Source organism: Microbulbifer maximicatervae (SeqCode) (genome assembly GCF_052467325.1).
Genome location: NZ_CP174310.1, coordinates 3,998,021 through 4,021,467, shown reverse-complemented (window position 1 = coordinate 4,021,467; position 23,447 = coordinate 3,998,021). Strand labels below are relative to the sequence as shown.

Annotated in this window: 29 protein-coding genes and 1 tRNA gene; 14 read left to right on the top strand and 16 right to left on the bottom strand. The window is 49.0% G+C overall.

Annotated features, from left to right (window positions below; genetic code table 11):
• The first annotated feature begins 113 nt into the window (after positions 1 to 113).
• Positions 114 to 851: a DUF484 family protein gene (locus tag ACJJIE_RS18065; protein WP_444892562.1), complete on the top strand. Its 738-nt coding sequence runs from the start codon at positions 114 to 116 to the stop codon at positions 849 to 851.
• Between the two features lie 74 nt (positions 852 to 925).
• Here the strand turns inward: ACJJIE_RS18065 and ACJJIE_RS18060 are convergent, their stop codons facing one another.
• From ACJJIE_RS18060 to ACJJIE_RS18040, 5 genes are all read right to left on the bottom strand, one after another.
• Positions 926 to 1,150, bottom strand: coding sequence for a hypothetical protein (locus tag ACJJIE_RS18060; RefSeq protein WP_108731384.1), 225 nt, complete (start codon positions 1,148 to 1,150; stop codon positions 926 to 928).
• Between the two features lie 383 nt (positions 1,151 to 1,533).
• Positions 1,534 to 1,872, bottom strand: coding sequence for a P-II family nitrogen regulator (locus ACJJIE_RS18055; RefSeq protein ID WP_108731383.1), 339 nt, complete (start codon positions 1,870 to 1,872; stop codon positions 1,534 to 1,536).
• Positions 1,873 to 1,959: 87 nt separating this feature from the next.
• Positions 1,960 to 3,219 carry an ammonium transporter AmtB gene (gene amtB, locus ACJJIE_RS18050; RefSeq protein ID WP_282930335.1) on the bottom strand — a complete coding sequence of 420 codons (1,260 nt, stop codon included), beginning with the start codon at positions 3,217 to 3,219 and terminating at the stop codon, positions 1,960 to 1,962.
• 54 nt (positions 3,220 to 3,273) lie between these two features.
• On the bottom strand, positions 3,274 to 3,612 hold the full coding sequence (locus ACJJIE_RS18045) for a P-II family nitrogen regulator (protein ID WP_282930336.1): 339 nt from the start codon (positions 3,610 to 3,612) through the stop codon (positions 3,274 to 3,276).
• 51 nt (positions 3,613 to 3,663) lie between these two features.
• Entirely contained in the window at positions 3,664 to 4,377 is a 714-nt protein-coding gene (locus ACJJIE_RS18040) for a TorF family putative porin (protein WP_444892561.1), read from the bottom strand.
• A 438-nt stretch (positions 4,378 to 4,815) separates the two neighbouring features.
• Here ACJJIE_RS18040 and ACJJIE_RS18035 point away from each other — a divergent pair, with 438 nt between their 5' ends.
• The 6 genes from ACJJIE_RS18035 (at position 4,816) to ACJJIE_RS18010 (ending at position 10,282) form a co-directional block, all read left to right on the top strand.
• On the top strand, positions 4,816 to 5,058 hold the full coding sequence (locus ACJJIE_RS18035) for an accessory factor UbiK family protein (RefSeq protein WP_108735120.1): 243 nt from the start codon (positions 4,816 to 4,818) through the stop codon (positions 5,056 to 5,058).
• A gap of 29 nt (positions 5,059 to 5,087) precedes the next feature.
• A complete protein-coding gene (locus ACJJIE_RS18030) occupies positions 5,088 to 6,584 on the top strand; it encodes a YifB family Mg chelatase-like AAA ATPase (protein WP_444892560.1) in 1,497 nt (498 codons plus the stop codon).
• 153 nt (positions 6,585 to 6,737) lie between these two features.
• Positions 6,738 to 9,167, top strand: a complete 2,430-nt coding sequence (locus ACJJIE_RS18025) for a Kelch repeat-containing protein (RefSeq protein ID WP_444892559.1) — start codon at positions 6,738 to 6,740, stop codon at positions 9,165 to 9,167.
• Between the two features lie 182 nt (positions 9,168 to 9,349).
• A complete protein-coding gene (locus ACJJIE_RS18020; RefSeq protein ID WP_444892558.1) occupies positions 9,350 to 9,637 on the top strand; it encodes a putative quinol monooxygenase in 288 nt (95 codons plus the stop codon).
• 7 nt (positions 9,638 to 9,644) lie between these two features.
• Positions 9,645 to 10,088 carry a MarR family winged helix-turn-helix transcriptional regulator gene (locus tag ACJJIE_RS18015; protein ID WP_444892557.1) on the top strand — a complete coding sequence of 148 codons (444 nt, stop codon included), beginning with the start codon at positions 9,645 to 9,647 and terminating at the stop codon, positions 10,086 to 10,088.
• The gene (locus ACJJIE_RS18010) at positions 10,085 to 10,282 is read left to right on the top strand and encodes a putative antibiotic biosynthesis monooxygenase (protein ID WP_282930358.1); all 198 of its coding nucleotides are present in this window, start codon (positions 10,085 to 10,087) and stop codon (positions 10,280 to 10,282) included. Before ACJJIE_RS18015 ends, ACJJIE_RS18010 begins: the two co-directional genes overlap by 4 nt.
• A gap of 31 nt (positions 10,283 to 10,313) precedes the next feature.
• Here ACJJIE_RS18010 and bla read toward each other — a convergent pair whose 3' ends face one another.
• From bla to ACJJIE_RS17980, 6 genes are all read right to left on the bottom strand, one after another.
• Entirely contained in the window at positions 10,314 to 11,186 is an 873-nt protein-coding gene (gene bla, locus ACJJIE_RS18005) for a subclass B3 metallo-beta-lactamase (protein WP_444892556.1), read from the bottom strand.
• Between the two features lie 9 nt (positions 11,187 to 11,195).
• Positions 11,196 to 12,146 carry an alpha/beta hydrolase family protein gene (locus ACJJIE_RS18000; protein ID WP_444892555.1) on the bottom strand — a complete coding sequence of 317 codons (951 nt, stop codon included), beginning with the start codon at positions 12,144 to 12,146 and terminating at the stop codon, positions 11,196 to 11,198.
• Positions 12,147 to 12,292: 146 nt separating this feature from the next.
• Positions 12,293 to 12,850: a GNAT family N-acetyltransferase gene (locus tag ACJJIE_RS17995; RefSeq protein ID WP_444892554.1), complete on the bottom strand. Its 558-nt coding sequence runs from the start codon at positions 12,848 to 12,850 to the stop codon at positions 12,293 to 12,295.
• Positions 12,851 to 12,862: 12 nt separating this feature from the next.
• On the bottom strand, positions 12,863 to 13,366 hold the full coding sequence (locus ACJJIE_RS17990) for a GNAT family N-acetyltransferase (protein WP_444892553.1): 504 nt from the start codon (positions 13,364 to 13,366) through the stop codon (positions 12,863 to 12,865).
• A gap of 17 nt (positions 13,367 to 13,383) precedes the next feature.
• A complete protein-coding gene (locus tag ACJJIE_RS17985; protein ID WP_152450565.1) occupies positions 13,384 to 13,836 on the bottom strand; it encodes a YaiI/YqxD family protein in 453 nt (150 codons plus the stop codon).
• A 2-nt stretch (positions 13,837 to 13,838) separates the two neighbouring features.
• Entirely contained in the window at positions 13,839 to 14,057 is a 219-nt protein-coding gene (locus ACJJIE_RS17980; protein WP_252084134.1) for a DUF3565 domain-containing protein, read from the bottom strand.
• 153 nt (positions 14,058 to 14,210) lie between these two features.
• Between ACJJIE_RS17980 and rep the strand changes: the two genes are divergently transcribed.
• Positions 14,211 to 16,244: a DNA helicase Rep gene (gene rep, locus ACJJIE_RS17975; RefSeq protein WP_252084133.1), complete on the top strand. Its 2,034-nt coding sequence runs from the start codon at positions 14,211 to 14,213 to the stop codon at positions 16,242 to 16,244.
• Positions 16,245 to 16,758: 514 nt separating this feature from the next.
• On the opposite strand, the gene ACJJIE_RS17970 is transcribed toward rep, so the two are convergent.
• On the bottom strand, positions 16,759 to 17,181 hold the full coding sequence (locus ACJJIE_RS17970) for a c-type cytochrome (RefSeq protein WP_282934606.1): 423 nt from the start codon (positions 17,179 to 17,181) through the stop codon (positions 16,759 to 16,761).
• Between the two features lie 321 nt (positions 17,182 to 17,502).
• Between ACJJIE_RS17970 and ACJJIE_RS17965 the strand changes: the two genes are divergently transcribed.
• Positions 17,503 to 17,579: transfer RNA gene (locus tag ACJJIE_RS17965), tRNA-Arg, on the top strand.
• Positions 17,580 to 17,739: 160 nt separating this feature from the next.
• Positions 17,740 to 18,720, top strand: coding sequence for a site-specific integrase (locus tag ACJJIE_RS17960; protein ID WP_282930363.1), 981 nt, complete (start codon positions 17,740 to 17,742; stop codon positions 18,718 to 18,720).
• Positions 18,721 to 19,026: 306 nt separating this feature from the next.
• Here ACJJIE_RS17960 and ACJJIE_RS17955 read toward each other — a convergent pair whose 3' ends face one another.
• Together ACJJIE_RS17955 and ACJJIE_RS17950 are read right to left on the bottom strand one after the other, a co-directional pair.
• On the bottom strand, positions 19,027 to 19,161 hold the full coding sequence (locus tag ACJJIE_RS17955; protein ID WP_444892552.1) for a hypothetical protein: 135 nt from the start codon (positions 19,159 to 19,161) through the stop codon (positions 19,027 to 19,029).
• Between the two features lie 269 nt (positions 19,162 to 19,430).
• Entirely contained in the window at positions 19,431 to 19,628 is a 198-nt protein-coding gene (locus ACJJIE_RS17950; protein ID WP_282930365.1) for a helix-turn-helix transcriptional regulator, read from the bottom strand.
• A gap of 199 nt (positions 19,629 to 19,827) precedes the next feature.
• On the opposite strand from ACJJIE_RS17950, the gene ACJJIE_RS17945 reads away from it, so the two are divergent.
• Both ACJJIE_RS17945 and ACJJIE_RS17940 read left to right on the top strand, forming a co-directional pair.
• Entirely contained in the window at positions 19,828 to 20,811 is a 984-nt protein-coding gene (locus ACJJIE_RS17945; RefSeq protein WP_282930366.1) for a DNA cytosine methyltransferase, read from the top strand.
• On the top strand, positions 20,812 to 21,435 hold the full coding sequence (locus tag ACJJIE_RS17940) for a hypothetical protein (protein WP_282930367.1): 624 nt from the start codon (positions 20,812 to 20,814) through the stop codon (positions 21,433 to 21,435).
• Positions 21,436 to 21,475: 40 nt separating this feature from the next.
• On the opposite strand, the gene ACJJIE_RS17935 is transcribed toward ACJJIE_RS17940, so the two are convergent.
• Positions 21,476 to 22,456 (bottom strand): IS630 family transposase, encoded by a 981-nt coding sequence (locus ACJJIE_RS17935; protein ID WP_282930368.1) that lies wholly within the window; start codon positions 22,454 to 22,456, stop codon positions 21,476 to 21,478.
• On the opposite strand from ACJJIE_RS17935, the gene ACJJIE_RS17930 reads away from it, so the two are divergent.
• Both ACJJIE_RS17930 and ACJJIE_RS17925 read left to right on the top strand, forming a co-directional pair.
• On the top strand, positions 22,455 to 22,712 hold the full coding sequence (locus tag ACJJIE_RS17930; RefSeq protein ID WP_282930369.1) for a PDDEXK family nuclease: 258 nt from the start codon (positions 22,455 to 22,457) through the stop codon (positions 22,710 to 22,712). The genes ACJJIE_RS17935 and ACJJIE_RS17930 overlap by 2 nt on opposite strands.
• 31 nt (positions 22,713 to 22,743) lie before the next feature.
• Positions 22,744 to 23,031: a restriction endonuclease gene (locus ACJJIE_RS17925; RefSeq protein ID WP_444894781.1), complete on the top strand. Its 288-nt coding sequence runs from the start codon at positions 22,744 to 22,746 to the stop codon at positions 23,029 to 23,031.
• On the opposite strand, the gene ACJJIE_RS17920 is transcribed toward ACJJIE_RS17925, so the two are convergent.
• A complete protein-coding gene (locus tag ACJJIE_RS17920) occupies positions 23,003 to 23,437 on the bottom strand; it encodes a very short patch repair endonuclease (RefSeq protein WP_444892551.1) in 435 nt (144 codons plus the stop codon). The two genes, ACJJIE_RS17925 and ACJJIE_RS17920, sit on opposite strands and share 29 nt — an antisense overlap.
• Positions 23,438 to 23,447: the final 10 nt, after the last annotated feature.

Genomic DNA, 23,447 nt, shown 5'->3' with positions numbered 1-23,447 from the left:
GGGTATTTGGCAGTAAACCCGCCACAAGCGGGTACGGGATAACTCAGAGAGCAGAACGCTTCGCCACATCAGTTGTCCGATGCCCCATCCCCGTGCCAGAAAAAGCAAACACAATGGAACACACAGACGCCAATCAGCCCCCCGAAGAGATTGCCGGCGACACTCACAAGGAAACCCAGCGTGACGATAAACTGCTGGCACGGCAGGTAGCCCGCTACCTGATTCAAAACCCGGAGTTCTTTGAAGAGCGCATGGAACTGCTGGAAACTATCAAGTTGCCGCGGGAAAATGGCAAGACCGTGTCGCTGATGACCCACCAAACGAATTTGCTGCGTGAGCGCAATATCGAAATGCGCCAGCGCCTCGACCAGCTCTTGCACAACGCCCGGGACAACGACCAGTTATTTTTCAATAGCCGCCGACTTATCCTTGAACTGCTGGAAGCTGAAAATATCGGCGAAGTCACAGAAGCTCTCTACGCCAGTTTCGCCGCTGACTTCAATGTTGAGTTCACCAGCCTGACTCTGTTCGAGCCATTATCTGCCCCCCGCCAAAGCCTTGGACAAGTTCAGACCAGCACATTTTCCGATGCCGAGACGGCAATTGGCGGAATAATTCGTAACGGCCGCCCCATCTGTGGTGTTTTGCGCCAGCGGGAAAAAGAGTTCCTATTTGCGGAAAAAGCGCAATATATCGCTTCAGCTGCCGTAGTTCCTTTGGGCAATCAACTTGGCACCCTAGCGGTAGGCTCTGCTGATCCCCAGTACTACCGGTCTAGCCTGGGCACTTTATTCCTATCCTATATCGGCGAAGTCCTGGAGCGCCTGCTACCGAAACTGCTCAATCGGTAAAAGCTCTGAGAGGCTGAGAGGGGTTTGGCCAACTGTCACTCCTCCTGCTGGAGGAGCAACAGCGACCAGAGAGATTAGATAGGGCGGCTGCCGTATTTTGGCTGCGGTTTGCGCGGGGGGTCGGCGGTAACTTCTGGATCAACTTCACTAATCGCGCCGCCACCGGCGAGAAACTCCTCTACATCGGAACTTAACTGGCTTCTGGCGCGCTGGCGAGAGGTGATACTGCGTTCTTCTGCAAATTCCTCGGAGTCCTTGCTGCGAGAGTTCTTACCCTGATCTTCATAACCATCTTTCATAGCTAAAACCCTGTAACCTTTACTCCTGTTACAGAGGGAGTACCTCTGTGCCGCCCCTTTCCCGCGGCATCTACAAAACTGACAACCACTTTTCAGTGGCGATCCCCTACCGCGTCAATAGCGGCGATTAATTTATAGGCAGTTCCCCACCCCCGTGCCAGTATCACAAGGAGGAGGCTGTAGAGTTTTTTGTTGGGAAATGAAATGGGAATATTTCAGTTAGTTATGCAGATTTTTGCGCCTGCACCCGTAGCAGGTATTTCAAGCTAAATAGATAACAAAGATCGAAGGCGAGATAGTGGGACTTATCAGAAGTGCGTATAAAGCCCCTTGCGGGGCTTATGATACTCAATCGCTACGTTATGAAAGAGTTATCAAACAGGTTACACAGCTTCGCTACCGGTTTCACCGGTACGGATACGAATGACTTCTTCGAGAGCTGTGATAAAGATTTTGCCGTCACCGATTTTGCCGGTTTGCGCCGCCTTGGTGATTGCCTCAACAGCGGAGTCCACCATCTCATCATCAACAGCGAGTTCCAATTTTACTTTAGGTAGGAAGTCCACCACATATTCGGCGCCACGATAAAGTTCTGTATGGCCTTTTTGACGCCCAAAACCTTTTACCTCGGTGACGGTCATTCCCTGCACGCCCACTTCAGACAGGGCAGTGCGTACATCATCCAATTTGAAGGGCTTTACTACAGCCGTAATCAATTTCATCTTGAGTATTTCCCCTGATTCGTCCTCGTCGAGAGAACCTTACCCAGGCCACTGCCCCGCCTATGGGGCAGCACCGACACTGTTAACTTACTTGTTCATAAATTCCGGGTAAGCTTCCATTCCGCATTCGGTCAAGTCAACACCCTCTTGCTCCTCATCTTCGCTCACACGGATACCAGTGACGAGCTTGAGGAGGTACCACACTGCAAATGAACTGACGAATACCCAGCCAAAGATGGTCAGTGCACCAATCAATTGCCCGCTGAAACTGGAATCATTGTTAGTCACAGGTACCAATAGCAAACCGAGCAAGCCGACAACGCCGTGTACAGAGATAGCGCCCACCGGATCATCAATTTTCAGCTTATCCAGGGTGATGATAGAGAAGACCACCAACACACCGGCGATCATACCGAAGAGGGTTGCCTGCAATGCAGTCGGGGTCGAAGGCTCCGCTGTAATTGCCACCAGACCGGCCAGGGCACCATTTAGCAACATGGTCAGATCAGCTTTACCGAACAGGATACGGGCGGTGATCAGTGCAGCAATAGCACCACCGGCAGCAGCGGTATTGGTATTCACAAAGACCATGGCTACGGAGTGTGCACTGGCAGCATCTCCCAGTTTCAGCACCGAGCCGCCGTTGAAGCCAAACCAGCCCATCCACAGGATAAACGTACCCAAGGTTGCCAACGGCAAGTTAGCACCGGGAATAGCATACACCTGACCGTTGGGGCCGTATTTGCCTTTACGCGCGCCCAGCAGCAAGACACCAGCAAGCGCAGCCGCTGCGCCCGCCATATGCACGATACCGGAACCGGCAAAATCAGAGAAACCGAGATCGCCCAAGTTATACAGGCCGAAAACCTCTTTACTACCCCAAGTCCAGGCACCTTCCAGTGGATAGATGAAACCGGTCAAAACTACTGCAAAGGCCAGGAAGCTCCACAGCTTCATACGCTCGGCAACCGCACCGGACACAATGGACATGGCGGTAGCTACAAAAACCACCTGGAAGAAAAAGTCTGAAGCTCCGGAATAAACGGAGTCACCTTCAAAACCATTTTCTGCAGAATCGCTGAGGACGCCTTCCAGACTAAACGCCTCAATACCGGACAATGCCCAGCCACCATCGTACATAATGGCGTAGCCAGTCAGCAGATACATAATGCAGGCAATCGCAAACAGGGCCACATTCTTGGTGAGAATTTCCGTGGTATTTTTGGAGCGCACCAAGCCGGCTTCCAGCATGGAAAAGCCGGCGGCCATCCACATTACCAAGGCGCCGCACATCAGAAAGTAAAAAGTATCAATTGCATACTGCAATTGAAAAATTTGGTTCTCCATATTCCTCTCCGTTCAAATCTGGATATTTATTAAAATTATGTTTTCGGTTTTTAATTAAATTGCTGCATTACCGGTTTCTCCGGTACGTATGCGCACGACCTGCTCAAGCTCTGCGACAAATATTTTTCCGTCACCGATCTTGCCACTCTGCGCGCTGGAACCAATTGCTTCGATAACCGCATCCAGTTGCGAATCTGCCACCGCTATTTGCAGCATGGTTTTCGGAAGAAAATCCACCACATACTCTGCGCCGCGATACAATTCCGTATGCCCTTTTTGGCGACCAAAGCCCTTCACTTCAGTGACCGTTACACCATTAACCCCCGACTCCCGCAGGGCATCTCTCACAGCATCCAGCTTGAAGGGTTTAATGATTGCAGTGATTAATTTCATGGTATTCCCCTAAAGAAAAAGAGCCCTCGCATTAACGAAGGCCCTTTTGTATTACCAGGTATAAGTCGCGCCGGCGAGCAATGTAGGTTCGCACCAGTCAGTCTCGTAACATTCGCTATCGCTAACATCGGTGCCCACGAAAGAAGCGCTCAGGCTCAAGCCACCAAATTCTTTACTGAGGGAAACGGAGTAATCGATATAGGAATCAGATCCATCGAGAAAACCTTCTTCTTCAAAGAGGTTTAATCCCAGATGTAGATCGAGAGAAAGATCTGAGGGAAGAGCGAAACTATATTCCGCATAAGGGTAATAAAATTCACCGGTATCCGCCCAATAATCATCGGAATAGGCAAACCCCAACGTTAAATCTGAAAAACTCAGGCTGCCGTATATTTCCTGATAATCTTCATCTTCACTTCCGCCGTGATAGGCGTAATAAATGTAGCCAACATCAAAGCTAACGCTGTCATTGATATCCGCACTATAACCGCCGTAAAAATCCTGTTCATAGTCGGTTTGATCAGTCTCGTAATCAAAATCCACTTGGGATGCCCAGGTGCCAATATAAATGCCGTTTCCAAAATCGACATCGACACCACCCTGTAATGCGGGGCCTCCATCAGTCTGGCTAATACCACGGAATCTATAGTCAGAAACAAGACCCACATTGGCACTAATGCTGGGACCGCCCTCGGCAGCCATCGATAAATTTGCAGCGCCCAGTGCGAGAACGGCACCGGTGACGAGAGTGGCAACTTTATACATTTTATTTTCCACTTTGATCCTCCAAGGCTTTTGAAGCTGTTTTTTCGAGTGCTTTTATGGCGCCGCCTGCAATCAGTCCTTCACTGTCGGGTGTGACAGAGGGTCGCTTGCGTCTCGTGAACTGCTACTTTCCCAGACTCCCAATGATCGTTAATGGGACACCTGCACAGATTGTTTGCAGACTTGATGCCAACACTGCAACCGCAAGCAAAATCAATAAGTTAGGAGTAATTGAATTAGTAAAATTCGTACGAATAGAAACTCGGAGGCAAAGTGCTGCACCAACATGGAACTGCCTTTCTTCCTTTGCACTGAAGTGGGGAGGTAAAGATTAAGGTGCGCTCAGAACGGTGCGCTGTTAGGCTGCTTTTTCCAAAAAATGCACTGGGTTACAATCCCGTGCTATTCATATCCATCTTATTTAGCGAGGAAATGCCCGTGGCAGCAGATAAACTGCAACAGCTGCTGAAAGAGCTACAACAACAGGGCGCCGTGGTGACCAGTGACTTGCGCAGTGCTCTGGAAGTATCACTGGATAAATTGCCATTGGTCTCCCAGCGTGAGTTCGACACTCAGGTGGAGATACTGCGCCGGACCCGGGAAAAGCTGGCACGACTCGAGGATAAGGTCGAAATGCTGGAGCAAGCCCTGGCGCAGAGAGACAGCGCCGCCAAGGACTAAGCCCAGGGAGCCACTTCAAGGATGAAATCGTGAGCCTCTCAGTCACCTACTCCCGAGCTCAGCTCGGGGTCTCTGCACCTCTGGTAACCGTAGAAACCCACCTCGCAAATGGCCTCCCTGCTTTTCATATTGTGGGTTTACCGGAAGCGGCGGTACGGGAGAGCCGCGACCGTGTGCGCAGCGCCCTAATCAACAGCCATTTCGACTTCCCCCAGCGCCGTATTACCGTGAACCTCGCCCCCGCCGACTTACCCAAGGAAGGTGGCCGCTACGATCTGGCCATCGCCATCGGCATTCTCAGCGCCTCGGGACAGGTTCCCACCGAAACTCTGGAACGTTATGAATTTATTGGCGAGCTAGCACTCACTGGCGCCTTGCGGGAAGTAAGTGGTAGCTTACCGGCAGCCGTAGCCTGCACCAATGAAGACCGTAAACTCGTTGTGCCTACCGAGAACGGTGCGGAAGCCGCGCTGGCAACCGGCGAAGTCAGCATTGCCAACTCCCTGCTGGAGGTTTGCGCCGAACTTCATGGGCGTGAATCTATGCCCAAAGCTGTTGCAGAGCCTATTGCCGAAGAGCGCCTGTGCGCAGACTTAGCCGATGTGCGCGGCCAACTGAAGGCTCGCCGCGCTCTCGAAGTGGCAGCAGCCGGGAGCCACAATCTGCTTTTTTACGGTCCGCCCGGCACCGGCAAAACCATGCTGGCCAGCCGCCTGCCAGGAATATTGCCCCCGCTGACAACTGAAGAGTCACTAGAGGTAGCGAGCGTTTACTCCAGCGCAGGCCTACCCCACCAGAGTCTGCGCCCTTTCAGGGCCCCACACCACAGCGCCTCACCAACAGCGCTGGTCGGTGGTGGCAGCACACCAAGGCCCGGTGAGATATCCCTCGCGCACCGGGGAGTCCTATTCCTTGATGAGATGCCCGAATTTCCCAGGCACGCCCTGGAGATACTGCGGGAACCCCTGGAGAATGGTGAGGTGCGAATCTCCCGCGCCCGAGCCCAAGTCACCTACCCCGCCCACTTTCAGCTGGTCGGGGCTATGAACCCCTGCCCTTGTGGCTATTTAGGCGAGCCCCGCTGTCGCTGTACCCCAGACCAGATAGATCGATACCGCAACAAGCTCTCAGGCCCGTTGCTAGATCGTATCGACATGCAAGTAGAGGTGGGTGCTATGAATGCAGTGCAACTGCAGGATTCAGCTCCCGGGGAAACTTCCGATACTGTGCGAGAGAGAGTTTGTGCCGCACGCCAGCAACAAATACAGCGGCAAGGTAAGACAAATAACCTGTTAAAAGGCGCAGAGCTGGAAAAACACTGTGCCTTGGGGGAAAAGGAAAAGCACCTCTTACGACAGTCAGTGGAAAAACTGGGACTATCCGCGCGTAGCTACCACCGTATTCTTAAAGTAGCTCGAACCCTGGCAGACCTCACTAATTTTGAACATATAAGTACTACTCAAATTGCTGAGGCACTAGCCTATAGAAATCTCGACCGAAGAAATGTAATTGCTTTATCAAACTAGTCAAAAACCTGAGCTATAAAGTAGATAGTTATTAACCCTTTCCAATCCCTATCAATATTTAGGATTAAAATCAGTATCTAAATACTGTTATTATTTTCTATATAAAATTAGCTCTAATTAATACGTAAGTACGTACTCATAAAGGACGAGTCGATGATAAAAATAAAAATTAATCCTATTTTATCATTATTTATCACTATATTTATTAGTATTTTTTTAACTGGCTGTGGTGGTGGTGGTGGTGGTGGTGGTGGTGAGAAGTCTGACTCATCGTTGAGCCAACAGAATTTGACATTCGCCTATACTGGTTCAATTGATTTATATCTTGGCGACAGTTTACAAAATACTGCAACTGGGCAAGGCTCAGGCTTAATCGCTTATAGTTCTAATAATCCAGAAATAGTCACTGTTGATTCAGAAGGCTTAATCACTGCTATAGCCGCAGGCTCAGCTACCATAACGGCAAATATAGATCAGGACAATCAATACTTTTCCGCTTCATCTAGCTATCAAGTTAACTCTGAAATAAAAACAATCAGTATGACTGCGTGGGTAGGCAAATCTGATACTAAAATTCAGTTTTCTGAGTCAGATGACAATATCTTATTTTATCGTAGCGCTGAGAATGAGTGTAATCTAGAAAGCTATAATACTTGTAAAAATGGGCAGTTAAGTATTATCAACGGTCAAATAGTTACCGATACAGCTGCCACTCTCTCCCAGCCAGCTTTCTACAATCTTCTTTCTGATACTTCAAAAGCCTCTGTCACAGTAACTACTTCAGAATTTTCTGGGAGAGAAGGACACCAGGTAATAGCTTTTAAAGAAAAACTTTGGCTCATCGGTGGTTATGATGGTTTGGAATACCAAAATGATATCTGGTCCAGTAATGACGGAATTATTTGGGAACTACAAACCCAAAATGCACCTTTTCCTCTAGCCAGGTCCCCTAAAGCCGCCGTATACAATAATAAATTATGGGTTGTTCTAGGTCCTATTAGTAACCCTGAAAATAATGAGATTTGGTCATCAGATGACGGCATTACCTGGGAACTGGTTACGGATAATCCCAATTTTCCGAGTCGCATTACACAGAGGTTTATTACTCACGATGATAAATTATGGATCATTGGTGGTGCGTATAGAGATTCAACAGGGGACAATTTTCACAATGATGTATGGTCGTCTACTGATGGAGTCACATGGACGCTTGTTACAGAAGACCTCTCATTCTTAATCGGATGGGCTGCAGAAACAATTAGTTTCAACAATAAACTATGGATGATCGGCGCCCTGGGATTTGATTTCACAAAGAGTGAAATTTGGTCATCAGAGGATGGAGAACATTGGAAACAGGTATCAGAAGAGACCCCATTTATGGCGAGAGAAGACCACCAACTAGTATCCCATGACAATAAGCTTTGGGTAATTGGTGGCAGTGAAGGTGGCAGCCCAAATAATATAAACGATATTTGGTCATCAACAGACGGGGTTAGATGGCAGCAAGAAACCGAAAGTACTCCTTTTTCATCCCGTGAAAACCATCAAGCTATTAGTTTTACTGGAAAAATATGGTTAATTGGAGGTCGGTCAGGTGGTATGTTTAGTGGGTTAAGAAATGACATCTGGTCATCTATAGATGGTGTGAATTGGCAACAACACACAAAAACTGATGAGATACCACCAAGAACACAACATCAAGCTATTTATTATAAAAATAAATATTGGATTATTGGTGGTTCTGGAAGTTCAAAGAATGATATCTGGTCATCTAGTAACGGGGCAGATTGGACACTAGCGACAGACAGTCCAAATTTCCCTTTCAGTTTTCGACATCAAGTCGCGATCCACAATAAAAAAATGTGGTTAATTGGAGGTAATGACGGAGCATGTTGCGAGCAATCTCACGGATTAAAGAATGACATTTGGTCATCTATTGATGGAATAGATTGGAAGTTAGAGTCAGAGACTCCTGGATTCTCAGCCCGGTTCGGCCATCAACTCATAAGTTACGATGAGCGGCTATGGCTTATTGGAGGTACCGAAGATTATGGCGATACAGAAAAAAAAGATATCTGGTCATCAATAGATGGTATTAACTGGACACTTGTCACAGATAACCCTCCATTTATATCTCGTCACTTTCATCAGGCACTCAGTTTCAATAATAAAATTTGGGTTTTTGGAGGAAAAGGGGACTTAGGTTCAGATGATGTCATGTGGTCATCTACCGATGGTATCAATTGGTCAAAAGAAACGCTTAACCCAATATTTAATACTCGTTACGATCACCAATTTGTAGCCTTTAAGAATAAGCTATGGGTAATTGGGGGATGGGACACAGAAGTGGCGGAATATACCAATGATATATGGTCTTCTAAGGATGGGGTTAACTGGACTCTGGAAACCTCTTCCGCCCCCTTCTCAGCCAGAGGCTCTCACCAAATAGTGAGCAATGGTGACCATCTATTACTTATTGGGGGTCAGGGTGAGGGAATAAATAATGACATATGGAAATCAGAAGACGGTATCCAGTGGCGTAAGCTTTACAAACGCCAAGTTTATTTTGCCGCTCCAAGGTAGCTCATTACTAGTTTCGTGCAATCATCATTTCTGTGGCTCCTAGTTGAGCCACTGCTATCTCTACAATGTTAAGTAAACCGACTGTTCTCCTCCACTCCTTACATTAAACTGACCCACAAGTAGTTTGACAACCCACCCCATTTGATTATCATGATAACTATATTCCATAGAGAGTGACGTTTATGGCTATAAATTTATTCATTATTGCCAAGATTTCTCCCAAGACAGAGTTCTTTGACCAAGCCAAGCAGGCCATCCTGTCCATAGTGGCTAATACATTGGAGGAAGAGGGCTGCCTGCAGTTTTCTGTGCACGAGGACGGGGAAAACCTGTTTTTATACGAGGAGTGGCGCAGCCAGGAAGACTTGAACAAGCATTACGCTATGCCCTATATCGCTCCGATATTCGAAGCCTATCAAGAGTGGCTAAAAGAGCCTGTGGAGATCAATAAGCTGGAGAGGTTAGCTTAAAACCCTTATGTTTTTTCTCAAAGAACTTCCCTCACAACAGATGGTTGAGGGATATTCCAAACGATTTTCTGTAAAAGATCCCACTGCCGTTCAGGACGCCCTTACCATGATGCGGGATGCGAGTCTGCTATTGCGGGAGCTGGAGGGGTATTTTTCTGAACACGGAACCTCCCAGCTGCGCTTCCTGGTAATGATCGTTATCGACCGGGAGCCTCAAAGAGATAGTTTGCTGGCTTCAGAAATCGCAGAGCGCATCGATGTTTCTCGCCCGGTAATGACACGAACCTTGAAAAGCATGGTGGAAGATGAGCTCATCGTTATGGAAGCAGACTCCAGCGATGGCAGGGCAAAATGTGTAGCACTATCCAAGAGTGGAAAACAATTTTTACAAAAAATCTTACCCGGGTATTTTAAGACAATTTCTAAATTTATGGAGGAGTTGAACAAATGAAGAAACCGATACTACACGCCCTGTGCATCTGGGCATTGGTTTACCCTATTGTTACTCTATTACTTCTAGGGATGCAAGCACTGGAATTGCAAATTGCAATTGGTTTAAAAGCGCTAATAATGACCGCTATTCTGGTCCCACTAATGTATTTCTATCTTGTGCCAAAGGTACATCAATTTTTGGCCCGGCATTAATTTGTCGAGCCATGTTTTGTAGCGCCAACATCTAGTCAGCTGGATCTTTCTCAGCTTCCAGCTTTTCACTTAATTTTTCTTCTGCTTTCTCTGCATATTGATGACAGCTGACTGATTTTTTCTGTATAGCTTTGTTTTTAAACTCCCAACCGCTGGCAGGTGCATGAGGGGTAAGTAGTAAATCACAAGGTAAATCCCGCACACGGGCAAAGCTTGTGCGGAAGTCCTCTACGATATTGGGATAGCGGCGATTATCAATCAGTTGATAACCGGGCGCTGTAAGGCTATCCACATAAGCTATATCTTTAGTTTTACCATCAACTTTGTCTTCCCAGGTCCAGGCCATACTGCCTGGTGTATGGCCTGGGATAAAATGTACGCGTAGACGCAAATCCCCTAGAACCACTTGCTCGCCATCGTGCAGGATACGATCCGCCTTTATTGGCGGATATAAAAGTTCGTCGGCAAAGTGAATATCATTGGCACCACCGCGAGCCATTAACACCGCTGACTCGGCATTGGTTACCACCTGTGCACCAGTTACGCGTTTTAGCTCAGCTATAGAACCAATGTGGTCTGCATGAGCCTGACTGTGCAAGATTATTTTGAGATCCGAGGGGGCGACTCCCAACCTGCGCATATTCTCCAATAAATGCTCAGCCGTCTGCTCCATGCCACCGTCAATTAGAATCGATCCCTCTTTGCCTTTTAATAACAGTGAGGTAATTCCCTCGGTACCTATTTGCCATGTGTTATCTGCAATCTTTAGAGGCGCTACTGGCTGGCGCCAGGATTCTGGTACTTTATAGGTTGCCAGTTGTGGTAATACAGCAAAATTTTCCGCTGCCGAAAAACTGGAATAAGCTGCCATTACTATTGCGGCTAATTTGATTCTTAAATTCATTGATCAGTCTCAACTTTTACCGGCACCAGAGATACACCTGGGAGCCCCATTTAGTGCAGCATTATTAATCCACCCAGCAATTCTTTCAAAGACTTCTTTCCGGTGATTTACGCCATCCTTATCCGTCATATAGTGATCGTAACCGGGGTATTCCCAATAAGTCAGCTCACAACGTCCGGCTGATGCATAGGTATCTCGTGTTGCTCGACTGGAGCTGACCGGAGCAGATTTATCTTCTGTACCCTGGATCAATAATACGGGGGCATGGCTGTTCAATAAATCATTGACCGGCACCTGATCGACGACATCGGCCCACCAGCGCATAGAATTACCTCCCCAGGCTTCCGCGCTTTCAGGGTTGGCTCGGGCATAGGCGAGTTTGGCATCTACTTCTTTAGCTACGTGGGGCGGAACCAAACTCTTTAACACTTGAGCAAAGGACTCCCCCAATCCACTTGAAAAGACCACTGCTGCATCAGGGTTTAGCCTCGGCGCCAGTCGTGCAACAAGAGCACCACCCTCGGAACCGCCGAACAGGACCAGCTTGCCATTCCACCAATCAGCGCCGCGCAGCTCCTCAATAATTTGCACTACATCTACCGCACGCTGCTCAACGGTGTGGTTAGCTACATACACTTTTGAACAATCTTTAAATTGCTCTTCCGGGCTGTCAGAGTGAGTTTCACCATATTTTTCTACCAGCAATACAGCATATCCTGCCGCCATCTCTTTAGCCTGTTGGATAGTAGTATTTTTAACAGCAGGTAGGCAGCCAGATCCCTGGGCTATCAGGAACAAGCCATATTTCCCGTTATTCGATGGTTGCTCTAAAGACCAGTAAAGCGCTGACCCATCTGGGCGTTTACTGACTTTAAGTAGAGGTTCAGCGAACACACCGACATGCAAAACCGCTAGCAGAAAACCAGTTGCCGTTATAAAGGCTGATTTAAGAAAACCCATAGCGAGAACTCCCTGCCCTCACCTGAAATTAAAGGCGGGGCTATATTTGCTTGGTTATTGTTGGAGAGGGGGTGACCCTTATATTCACCCACCTATCCGAACCCAAGAAAAAGCAATGGTTCCCGAACTAACTGAAGCTAATCACATCAAGATTTTTTCCAATCATTAGCACTTAAGCGATAAAGGCAGTGCCGCTGTAGATGGCTTTCGCTGGGGACCAGTGGGTGTTCAAAGACGAGAGAATCCCGCCGCATACCCAGTCGCTCCATCACCCGCTGGGAACGAAGGTTTTGTAGTGCAGTAAAGGAAACGACTTCGCTGAGATTCAGGGTATTAAAAGCTACATCCAAAGATACTTGTGCAGCTTCACTGGCATAGCCTTTTCCCCAATGGGGAAAGGCCAAGCGCCAGCCTATCTCTACCGCTGGAGTGAAGGGCAAATCTTCAGTCACATTTTTCATGCCCACAAATCCAAGAAGCTCTTTAGTCTCTCTCAGCTCCAAGGCCCAAAAGCCCCAGCCGTATTTCTCAATATGCGCAATACTGCGATCCACACCGGCGTCGCTCTGTTGTCGCGTCAGCAATGAGGGGAAGAACTCCATCACCCTGGGGTCGGCATTCATTTCTGCAAGCACAGGCTTATCTTCCTCTCGCCACTGGCGCAGCTGTAAGCGTTCTGTCATAGGTTGTATTAATTCAGGCATGAATTATTCGCGCTATTCAATATTTTGTTTCTGCTGAAAATCTACAGACGGTGCGACCATAAAATCGCACTGGTCCAGCCATTTTCGCTGCTCTGGATAAGCCGCTTCCTCAAAGCCCAATTTCTGGTAGAGAGTCCGTGCCGCTAGATTAGTACGCAGGACAAATAAAGAGCACTCGATTGTATCCAGGGCTCTGGCTCCTGTTTGTGCAAGCTGTACTGCTAGCGCACGCCCTAATCCGGCTCCGCGATGATTAGGCGAGACAATTAAGCGACTTAGGTGGCAGCGGCCCAGGTGTTGATAATACTGCCCAAAAGCCAGCACATCGCCGCTGCTGTCCTGAAGTGCGTAGCTGGGCAACTCCGGCCAACGACAATCCTCCAAAAAGGACCTCCGCTCGAACGGAAACCTGAAATCAGGACCACCCCACTGTTGGCACTGCTCCCTGTCAGGTAGCCAGGACATCAATGTTGGGAATTGCCACTCTTCCATTGGCTTCAGTCTCAAATTCTCCACGGCAATTCTCCTTAAAGTTACTTGCGACTCTTTGCCAGCCATCGATCTAACTGATCGGCAAAAGCTTTGCGGTCCGCCTGGCTAAGGGCCGGTGGTCCGCCGGTATGCACACCGCTGGAGCGCAGGGTATCCATAAAGTCCCGCATATTCAGACGCGCGCGGATATTGGCTTTGGTATAGCGCTCCCCACGGGGATTAAGGGCTTCAGCACCCTTGTCGATCACCTCTGCTGCCAGTGGGATATCGCTGGTAATAATCAGGTCCCCCGCCTCGCAGCGCTGCACTATCTCGTTATCCGCCACATCAAAACCCGCTGTCACTTGCACGGAGCGAATATAGCGCGACGGCGGCACCCGCACCGCTTGGTTGGCCACCAAAGTCAGCTCTGTGGCTGTGCGCTCAGCGGCGCGAAACAGGATTTCCTTGATGGCGACTGGGCAGGCGTCGGCATCGACCCAGAGTTTTGTCATGGCTATACAACCTTTTCGAGCGTATCGGGCGGTGCACCCTCATCGCATTTCTTGCAATTGAGCTGGAATCCCAGCATGGACTCGCGCCCTTGTTCAGTGATCACCCAGGGCCGGTTGGTCCAGGGAGGGTTGTGGCGTACATGTTGGAAGTGGCCACAGGCGAGCTCCGCCACCCAGTGATTCTCTTCATCCAGGTGGTAGCCGGCGATGGGTTGTTGCATGGGGTTACACAAGCAGGGAATAAGGCGCAGTTATAGCCAATCCCAATGGCAAAGTATACGTGTGGCCGGTGGTTCGCACTGGTACTGGGATGATTCGAGCCAAGACTGCTAGAATCTCCCGCTTTTCCGCGACGCGAAGATGCAGCCCCATCTATGACCCAGCTCAATCCCCGCCAATCCGAAGCCGTGAAGTATGTCGATGGCCCCTGCCTGGTACTGGCCGGTGCCGGCTCCGGCAAGACCAGCGTAATCACCCGCAAGATCGCCTACCTGATCGAGCAGTGTGGCTACGCCGCGCGCAATATCGCCGCCCTCACCTTCACCAACAAGGCGGCACGGGAGATGAAAGAGCGGGTCAGCAAACTGCTGGCAGGCCCGGATGGTAAGCGCTCCAAGGCAAGTCACGGTCTCACCGTATCCACCTTTCACAACCTTGGGCTGAATATCCTGCGCAAGGAATACCGCGCCGCCGGCTTCAAGCCCGGCTTCTCCATCTTCGATGCCGAAGACGCCCGGGCCCTGATCAAGGAGCTGATGCTCAGGGATGGCGATCTGGATACGGACCTGCTCGACCGGGTACAGAACCAGATCTCCAACTGGAAGAACGATATGCTCACCCCGCGCCGCGCCCTAGAGCAGGCCCAGAGCCCCGGAGAGCAGGCCATCGCGGTTGCCTACGATCGCTACTGTGAAGCCCTCAAGGCCTACAATGCCGTCGACTTCGACGACCTGATCCTGCTGCCGGTACAGTTGTTCGACAAAGATCCAGAGTTGCTGCAACGCTGGCGCAAAAAGATTCGCTACCTGCTGGTGGACGAATATCAGGACACCAATAACTCCCAGTACCTGCTGGTGAAGCTGCTGGTGGGCGGGCGCGGCGGCCTCACAGTGGTGGGAGACGATGACCAGTCTATCTACGCCTGGCGCGGCGCGCGCCCGGAGAATATGAGTGCGCTGAAGACCGACTTCCCCAATCTGCGTCTGATCAAATTGGAGCAGAACTACCGCTCCACCAGCCGCATACTGAAAGTGGCCAACCACCTGATCGCCCACAATCCCCACGAATTCGACAAAGCATTGTGGTCCGATCGCGGTCTGGGTGAGGAGATCCGCGTACTCAAAGTGGCCAATGAAAACGAGGAAGCGGAGCGGGTCGCCAACGAGATTTTTCTGCAAAAGAGCCGTCGCGGCTGCAAGTTTATGGATTTTGCCGTGCTCTATCGCGGCAACCACCAAGCGCGCCTGATCGAAATGAAACTGCAGGAACACCAGGTTCCCTACCAGATGTCCGGCGGTACTTCCTTCTTCGCCCGCGCTGAAATCAAGGATGTGATGGCCTACCTGCGCCTGTTGGTAAATCCGGATGATGACAACGCATTCCTGCGTATTATCAATACCCCGCGTCGCCAAATAGGTACCAGCAGCCTGGAAGCCCTGGGCAACTACGCCAAGGGCCGCGAGATTTCCATGTTCAAAGCCTGCTCGGAACTGGGCTTTAAGGAGCATATCAACGAGCAGGGCTACGAGCGCCTGAACCGCTTCGCCCTGTGGCTCGAAGGGGTACAGCGCAACTGTCGCGATACCACCGCCAATGGCGCCCTGCGTGAGATGCTGGAGGATATCGACTACGCCGGTTGGCTCTCGCAAAATGCCAGCAGCGAGAAGGTCGCCGAGAAGCGTATGGAGAATGTGTATTGGCTGCTGGAGAGCCTCAACAAGATTATGGAGGGCACCGACGATGAGCTGGAGCAGGATATTCGCCTGGAACAGGCCATCTCCAAACTGATCCTGCGGGATATGTTGGAGCGCCAGGAAGAAGAGGAAGCCACCGATAAGGTCAGCCTGATGACCCTGCACGCCGCCAAGGGCCTGGAATTCCCCCACGTATTTATGATCGGTATGGAAGAGAACTTACTTCCCCACCGCAACAGTATTGAAGACGACAACATCGAAGAGGAGCGCCGCCTCACTTACGTAGGCATTACCCGCGCCCAGCGCACCCTCACCATGACCCTGGCGGGCAAGCGCAAACAGTTCGGCGAAACCCAGGACACCACACCCAGCCGCTTTATTGACGAATTGCCGGAAGAAGATGTGTTGTTGGAAGGATTTGGTAAGGCGACGCCGGAACAGAATCAGGCGAAGGGAGAGGAAACTTTGGGGTCTTTGTTGAGTATGTTTGATTAGTTCAAAACTATTGTACCTACGACACAAGTACCCAATATCCCAGGGCCGCCCTTCTGCGGCCTTTTCCTTTCTATAACTTAACGACCCGCAAAGGTGTCACGAAGCTGCTCAAAGGAATCTCAGGTATCTTATCGGCTTTTTAGTGCCTCTAACGTTTTACAATACTTAACCAGTACCTTCTCGGTTGCCCTTTTAACTTCAGCTGGAGTCGCAACCTTCACAATACGTCCTAATACTTCCTTATCTTGGACCTGAACAGTTCCAGTCTTAGTTTTTACTGTGTAAACCTGATTCATTTAAAGCCCGCCTAGTGTTTCTCAATATTCTTGTAACCCTACGATCCCAAAAATTTTTACAGTAAACAACGGTAAATCCATGGTGCCCTATTAATTCAGCCTAGGAACACTCACTGACGGCGAATCAGCAGCACCTAGATAGTGAGAATGAATATCAATAATTATCCACAAATAAAAAAGGCCACTCAATGAGCGGCCTTTTTTCAATAGGAAACAGCTTACTTACTATTATCCACCATGTAATTCACAGCAGCCTTGATCTCGTCATCGCTACAATCCATACACAGGCCTTTGGCCGGCATGGCATTAATACCGTTAATGGCATTGTTGTAGAGAGTATCCATGCCCTTAGCGATACGCGGTGCCCAAGCTGCGGCATCACCGAATTTAGGCGCACCTGCAACGCCCATTGCATGGCAGGTCTGGCAGCTTGCGTTGTAGATATCCTGGCCACTGCGAGCAGCACCGCCGCTAGCACCTTCAGGTGCTGCCGCTACCGCCGCCGCACACTCTTCACCTTTCATGCAGGTTTCACCTGCCGGAGCAATTCGCTCTGCGATTTCTTCATCGACAGACTGCTGGGCCACTGCTGTAGCCACACTGACGGCCAGTGCCGCCACAATTCCCAAAATACGCTTCATCATATTCCCCCAAAAGGACCGAAGTGAGTTGGCCCACAAACGTTCAAAATATCGTCGCAAACTCCTACGCGGCGCATTATAAGCACTGCATCGCCACCTGCCAAAGACTATATAACCCAATAGAATGTCCTTTAACCCTACCCCCAGCTTCTGTATAATCCGCCTCCTATTGGCACAGATAGCCAATTAAACCGCCCGTAGCTCAGCTGGATAGAGCGTCGCCCTCCGGAGGCTGAGGGAACGGGAAAAAGCGGTAAAATACAGAGGCTTTGGCCCTCTTAAAACTGCCAAAGAGGTTAGCAGTTACATACCTCACACTACCCGCTCGTAGCTCAGCTGGATAGAGCGCCACCCTCCGGAGGTGGAAGTCGGGGGTTCGAATCCCTCCGAGCGGGCCATCTTTCTTTTGGCCAATCGGGCCAAAATCGGGACACTCAGATTCAAAACGACGAAATAACACCTTTACGGGTATTCCCGCAGAACGGTGTTTCGGACGTTCTGAATTACAGTACGCCATGAGCGCGCGCCATTCATCCTTTGACTGGCAACGAGGTACACATGGCATCAATTACCCAGACACCCGATGGATCGTATCGGGTCAAAATTAGAAAACGTGGCTACGAGCCTATCTCCCGTAACTTCACTCGTAAGGGGGAGGCTCAACGCTGGGCGCGCGAAGTGGAAACCGAGATGGACAAGGGGATCTTTGTCTCCACCATTGAGGCGGAAACCATTCTTGTTTCTGACATTATGGACCGCTACCAGGAGGAAGTGGCTTCAACCAAGAAATCGTTCTATGACATCAAATGCAGATTGAAATTGCTGCGAGCGAGTTTTGGCCATCTGACTTTGGCAGCTGTAACCCCTTCTATAATCAAATCCTACAGGGACGAGCGATTGACAACCCGCCAGCCCGAAACCGTCCGCAAGGAGCTGGGAGTACTTAACAGGCTTCTGGATTTTGCGATTCGAGACTGCGAAATCTATATGCCTCGCGGCAACTCTATGGCGAATGTGCGCCTTCCTCCCAAAAGTAAAGGGCGCGAACGTCGCCTCAACCACGGCGAAGAACAGCAACTGGTTCAAGCGCTATCCGAATACGGCGGTTTCATCCTGCCCTTCTTCTTATTCGCACTGGAAACCGGTATGCGGCGTGGGGAGATAGTTAAACTTGATTGGAAGGACATCAACCTTCAGAGCAGGACAGCTGTATCCTGGGATACAAAAAATGGAGAAAATCGAACAATTCCGCTATCCACACGAGCTGTATCAATCTTGCAAACTATGCCTCGACATATCAGCGGTCGTATTTTCCCGATTCGGGGAGATTCAGCAACGAAAGCGTTTTCACGGTGCCGTGAACGTGCAGAAATCAAGGACTTGCGCTTACACGACCTCCACCATGAAGCCACCTCAAGATTTTTCGAGCTGGGTCTTTCTCTCATGGAAGTATCAAGTATCACAGGGCATAGAGATCTCGCCATGCTGCAACGCTACACACACCTCCGACCTCAAGATATAGCGAAAAAGCTTGGCTAGAGCAACAATCAGCCATAGCAAGCTTAGTTAACAAGCAAGAAAGTCCCGGAGGAAAATCCGGGATCAAATATTATCTACCAGGAAATATCTCTAACTTCTGCTCATTATTAGTCTTATAAAACTGTTTTTTGTGCCTGTTAATCATCCGACGAATGTCTTTCATTAACCAGCTCATCTCGCGGAATCGTTGAAATTTTGCCTCTGTAAAAGCGCAAATCCAATATTCGCCATCGCTACTGGAAAAACGCTTAAGTTGGGAGTGTGTGTATCCACTCTTACGCGGGTTTATTGCTGTCCGAACAAACGTCAATCCATCAGTTGGGCGACGCTGATAAAACCGGTACTGGTTTGAGCCATTTTCCTGTCTGACATACGACCCAATATATCCATAGCGCTCTCCCCATCGGCGCAGTCCCAGTTTCTCATCATGAAAATCGTCACAGGCGTACTTTCCAGCCAAGGCTAACCCGTCATAGAGAACATCTAATCGTTCGACAATTCCCAGCAACTCCTCAAATACTACGTAATAAAAATCCCAAGAACCTGGGTAAACTTCAGCCCTAGTCAGTTCGTCAGAATTTAAGTATTCAGCTAGCCGGTCAGGATCAAAGATAATATTTCGTGCCAGCTCCCGATAGCGTTGCTTGCCATCGTAATCATAGCTCTAAAGAGATTGCCTCAATGCGGAAACAGACAAAGCATCAAATGAATCAATTTCCATAGCGCCCTCCTGAAGTATCAACACGATGCATCTCAATCCATTCGTTCACCTCGGACTCTTTGTAGAGAGGCTGCTTACCGGGTCTATAATAGGGAGGCCCACTGCCATCAGCATTGCGGTTCAGCAAAGTTTTTCGGCTTATTCCGAGCTTCTCTGCGGCTTCATCAATAGTTAAGAATTTACTCATCTTTTCCCCTGCTAGGTTGATTGCGATGAGAGAGATATTACCTGTACAGGCCACCAACACCCTTCTGCAGATAGCACCGTAAAGGTGCTATTTTTTAGTTTCAGGCAATTTTTATAGCCAGTTGATTGGTGCCCTTTAAATTAGGGTTGTCGGGATAAACCTGGTACTATTCAGCCCCAAGGAAAAAGGGCTATTTGTAATGATTAAATTTGTGGATTTGTTCTGTGGGGGCGGCTTCGGATGCCGTGGTGCCGTTACAGCTGGGGCGGAGCCCATCCTGGCTGTGGATGCCTGGGATCTGGCTGCTGAGACCTATCAAAGCAACTTTCCAGATGCAGAGGTTCTCTGCTCACCAATCGAAGAGCTGAATCCCAAGCAACTTGCCAGGAAGCACAAGCCTGACGTACTTCTGACCTCCCCGGAATGCACCTCTCACTCTATTGCCAGAGGAGCCAAACCTGGCTGTGAGAAGAGCAAGGAAACAGCTATAGGCATCATCCCCTGGATTGAAGCCATGCAGCCGCGCTGGCTGATCGTAGAGAACGTCAACCGCATGAAGAAGTGGGGGCGACATAACGAGCTGATTTCGACCATAGAGTCCTATAACTATACAGTTAACGATTTGCTGCTCAATGCAGCCGACTTTGGCACTCCGCAAGCCCGCAAGCGTATGTTCTTGATATGCGACCGTGAAGGCACGGTCATCACAGAGAAGGATCTTAAGGCTTTACATCGCCGGAGCAACAAAACTGCCAGAGATATCATTGATTGGTCAGGACAATATAAGAGCAACCTTCTCTATAAAGAAGGCCGGGCTCAGGCAACTATTGACCGCGCAGAACGCGCCATGAAAGAACTGGGCAAGAAGAAAGACTTTATTATTGTCTACTATGGCTCCGACTATGCAGGTGGCTGGCAATCCCTTGATTCCCCGCTGCGCACCATCACCACACTGGATCGTTTTGGGCTGGTTACCTGGCAAGGCAACACACCATATCTAAGAATGCTCCAACCCCCTGAATTAATGAAAGCAATGGGAGCCGGGTCAAAACATGCTCTTCCTCACGGGAGCAGGCGAGATAAGGTAAAGCTCTGTGGTAATGGAGTCTGCTCGCCTGTCATGGAAATCATTTTTAAGAAAATATCTCAGGTTTATGCCAGTGAAATGGAGCTTGCCTCATAAATGGATTTAGCCCAGTGCGACTTTATTGTTGATCAAGTATACGGTGGGTCGCGCAATGGAAACGCATCTGACGATCCTCTACCAAAACTACTGGGCGTAGATAATAGCGCTGGCTTCCGTCACCTGGGGAAACGCCCCGGTGTTGAAACCCTAAAACTGCTCGCACTAAAGTCGAACTTTAACGACCCCGACTGGCCGGATAACCTGAATACCGAGAACGGCCTATTCACCTACTACGGTGATAATAAGTCGGTTGGCGATATTCATGATACACCCAGGCAGGGAAACCTGATTCTCCGCAATCTCTTTGATGCAAGACACTCCATTACTGAATTTGATCACTTTCCAGTCATACTTCTGTTCGGAGGCACCGGCGAATACCGGGATGTAAGGTTTCTTGGGCTGGCAGTCCCTGGAGCACAAACACTGGGACCAGATGAAGATTTAGTAGCCATCTGGCGTGCAAAAGGAATAATCAACGAACGGTTCCAGAACTACAAATCTACATTCACTGTCCTGGATGTACCTACAATAAAACGGGCATGGATCAACGACATCAAAAATGGCACCGCCGTTACATCACCACACGCCCCCAAGCCCTGGCTTGACTGGATTACTACCTAGGCAGCAGCAAAGAATACAGTCGACTCTTGAAAAAATGATTTCACAAGTTTTCTATTTTTTTGATGCTCTGCAAATCTGCATTTGCACGGCTCAGTAGTGCCTCACCTTTTTTCAGCGGCTTCTTTGAGGTCCCTATATTTCTCATATGATTCCAGACCAACTCATCTGGATTTAGGTCTGGTGCATATGGCGGTAAGAACACCATTTCAAGCTTTCCATCCTGTGAATCGACATACTCCAATACCTTTTTCGATTTGTGTACTGGGTGCCCATCAACAATGAGAATCACTGGTCTTTTCTGACTTCTCTGGAAATTTTTGAAGCATTCTACGCACTTTTCTGCCGTGAACTTTCCACTATAAATATGATACCAGAAGCCACCTCTATTCGATAACGCTGAGATCGCATTGATTGACTGTCTTTGACCACTCGTTTTTACCACTGGAGTTTTTCCTTTTTCTCCCCATGTCCTTTGGAGTGGATCGTCTGATCTGATACTAGCCTCGTCCAGCCAAAATATTTCTGCACCAGTTTTTTTCGCATAAGATTTAATCTTTGGGTAGACTTCCTTTACCCATTTATTCACCGCCTTCTCATCTCTCTCGTAAGCTCTTCGTAGAGGCTTTTGTGGCGTCAGGCTCAGTCGATGTAGAAGTGTGCCGACACTAGAAACGCTAAGTTCAATTTTGAATCTCTCAAAAATCAAATCCGATACGATCTGACGTGTCCACAATCCGAAATCAAAGCCATATTGCCTTGGATCGCCACCAATAATCCATCGCTTGACTTCCTCTTCTTCAATAGCTGACAGTTTTCTACCGCGTCCAGGTCTAATTTTTGGAGATAGCGCTTCAATACCTTTCTCCCGAGCAGTCCTTAACCATGGGAAAATAGTTCTGCTCCCCAGCCCTAAGCTACGACTAACCTCCGCCGCAGATTCTCCATCAAATACTCGCTGAACAGCAATTTTACGTATGAGGTGCTGCTCCTCAGTACTAAGTTTTCTGGCATCGTATTTCATGCAGTTTATATTACCAGAGAGTACTGATCATTTCTGCCCCGCTAGTAAGTCCCGAACGTACAAACCTCTCTATGCACCTCATAGCATAGAAATACGCAGCAAAGAGCAACAGCTTCCAAAAAACCAGGAAAGCCAAAAAGTCTTATCCCTGGTTTACGATAAATTTAAAGATAATCCGTTTGATTTTGAAAAGTGTGCCGTTGAAATTGCTCGACTAATGATGCCCGATATTGGCTCCTGCGAGGTAACCAGGTGATGGAGGAAGGGATGCTGTAGGAACGTATAAAATAGGCTCAGGACCCAGCGCTATTGAAGTAGAATTTGCCCTGGAAGCCAAATGTTACAAACCCGGATCAAGCGTGGGAGTTAAAGAGCTCTCGCGGCTGCTATCCCGGCTACGCCATAGGCAATTTGGCGTTTTAGTCACCACCTCCTATCTTGGCAGCCAAGCATATAGTGAGCTCAAAGAGGATGGCCACCCTGTCGTGATTATTTCCGCCGAAGACATAACTTCATTATTGAAGGAGCGAATAGGCTCTACATCTTCTATTGCCCATTGGCTGGAGAATATTTAGCTTTTCGGTCAGAGAGAATCGCCACCAATCGTTCAGCACAGTCAGCAAGCGATTCCTTGATCTCATGTTCCCACACACGGATAACAAGCCAGCCCTGCTCCTTTAACAGGCGATCATTTTTCCTGTCTCGATTGACGTTTCCTGAGATTTTGTTTTCCCAGAACTCTGCTCTCGTCCTGGGAGGCTGGTAGTGCTCTGGGCACCTATGCCAAAAACAACCATCTACAAAAACGACTGTTTTAAAGGAAGGGTAAACAAAGTCAGGTTTTCCTGGCAGCTTGTTTTTTATTCGATGCCTAAAACCCATTGCCCACAACGACTTCCTTAGGGCAACCTCTGGCTTTGTATTTCTCCCCTTTATTTGGGACATGCAATATGAGCGTTGCCCGGGAGTCAAAACATCCATAAGAGGAAAG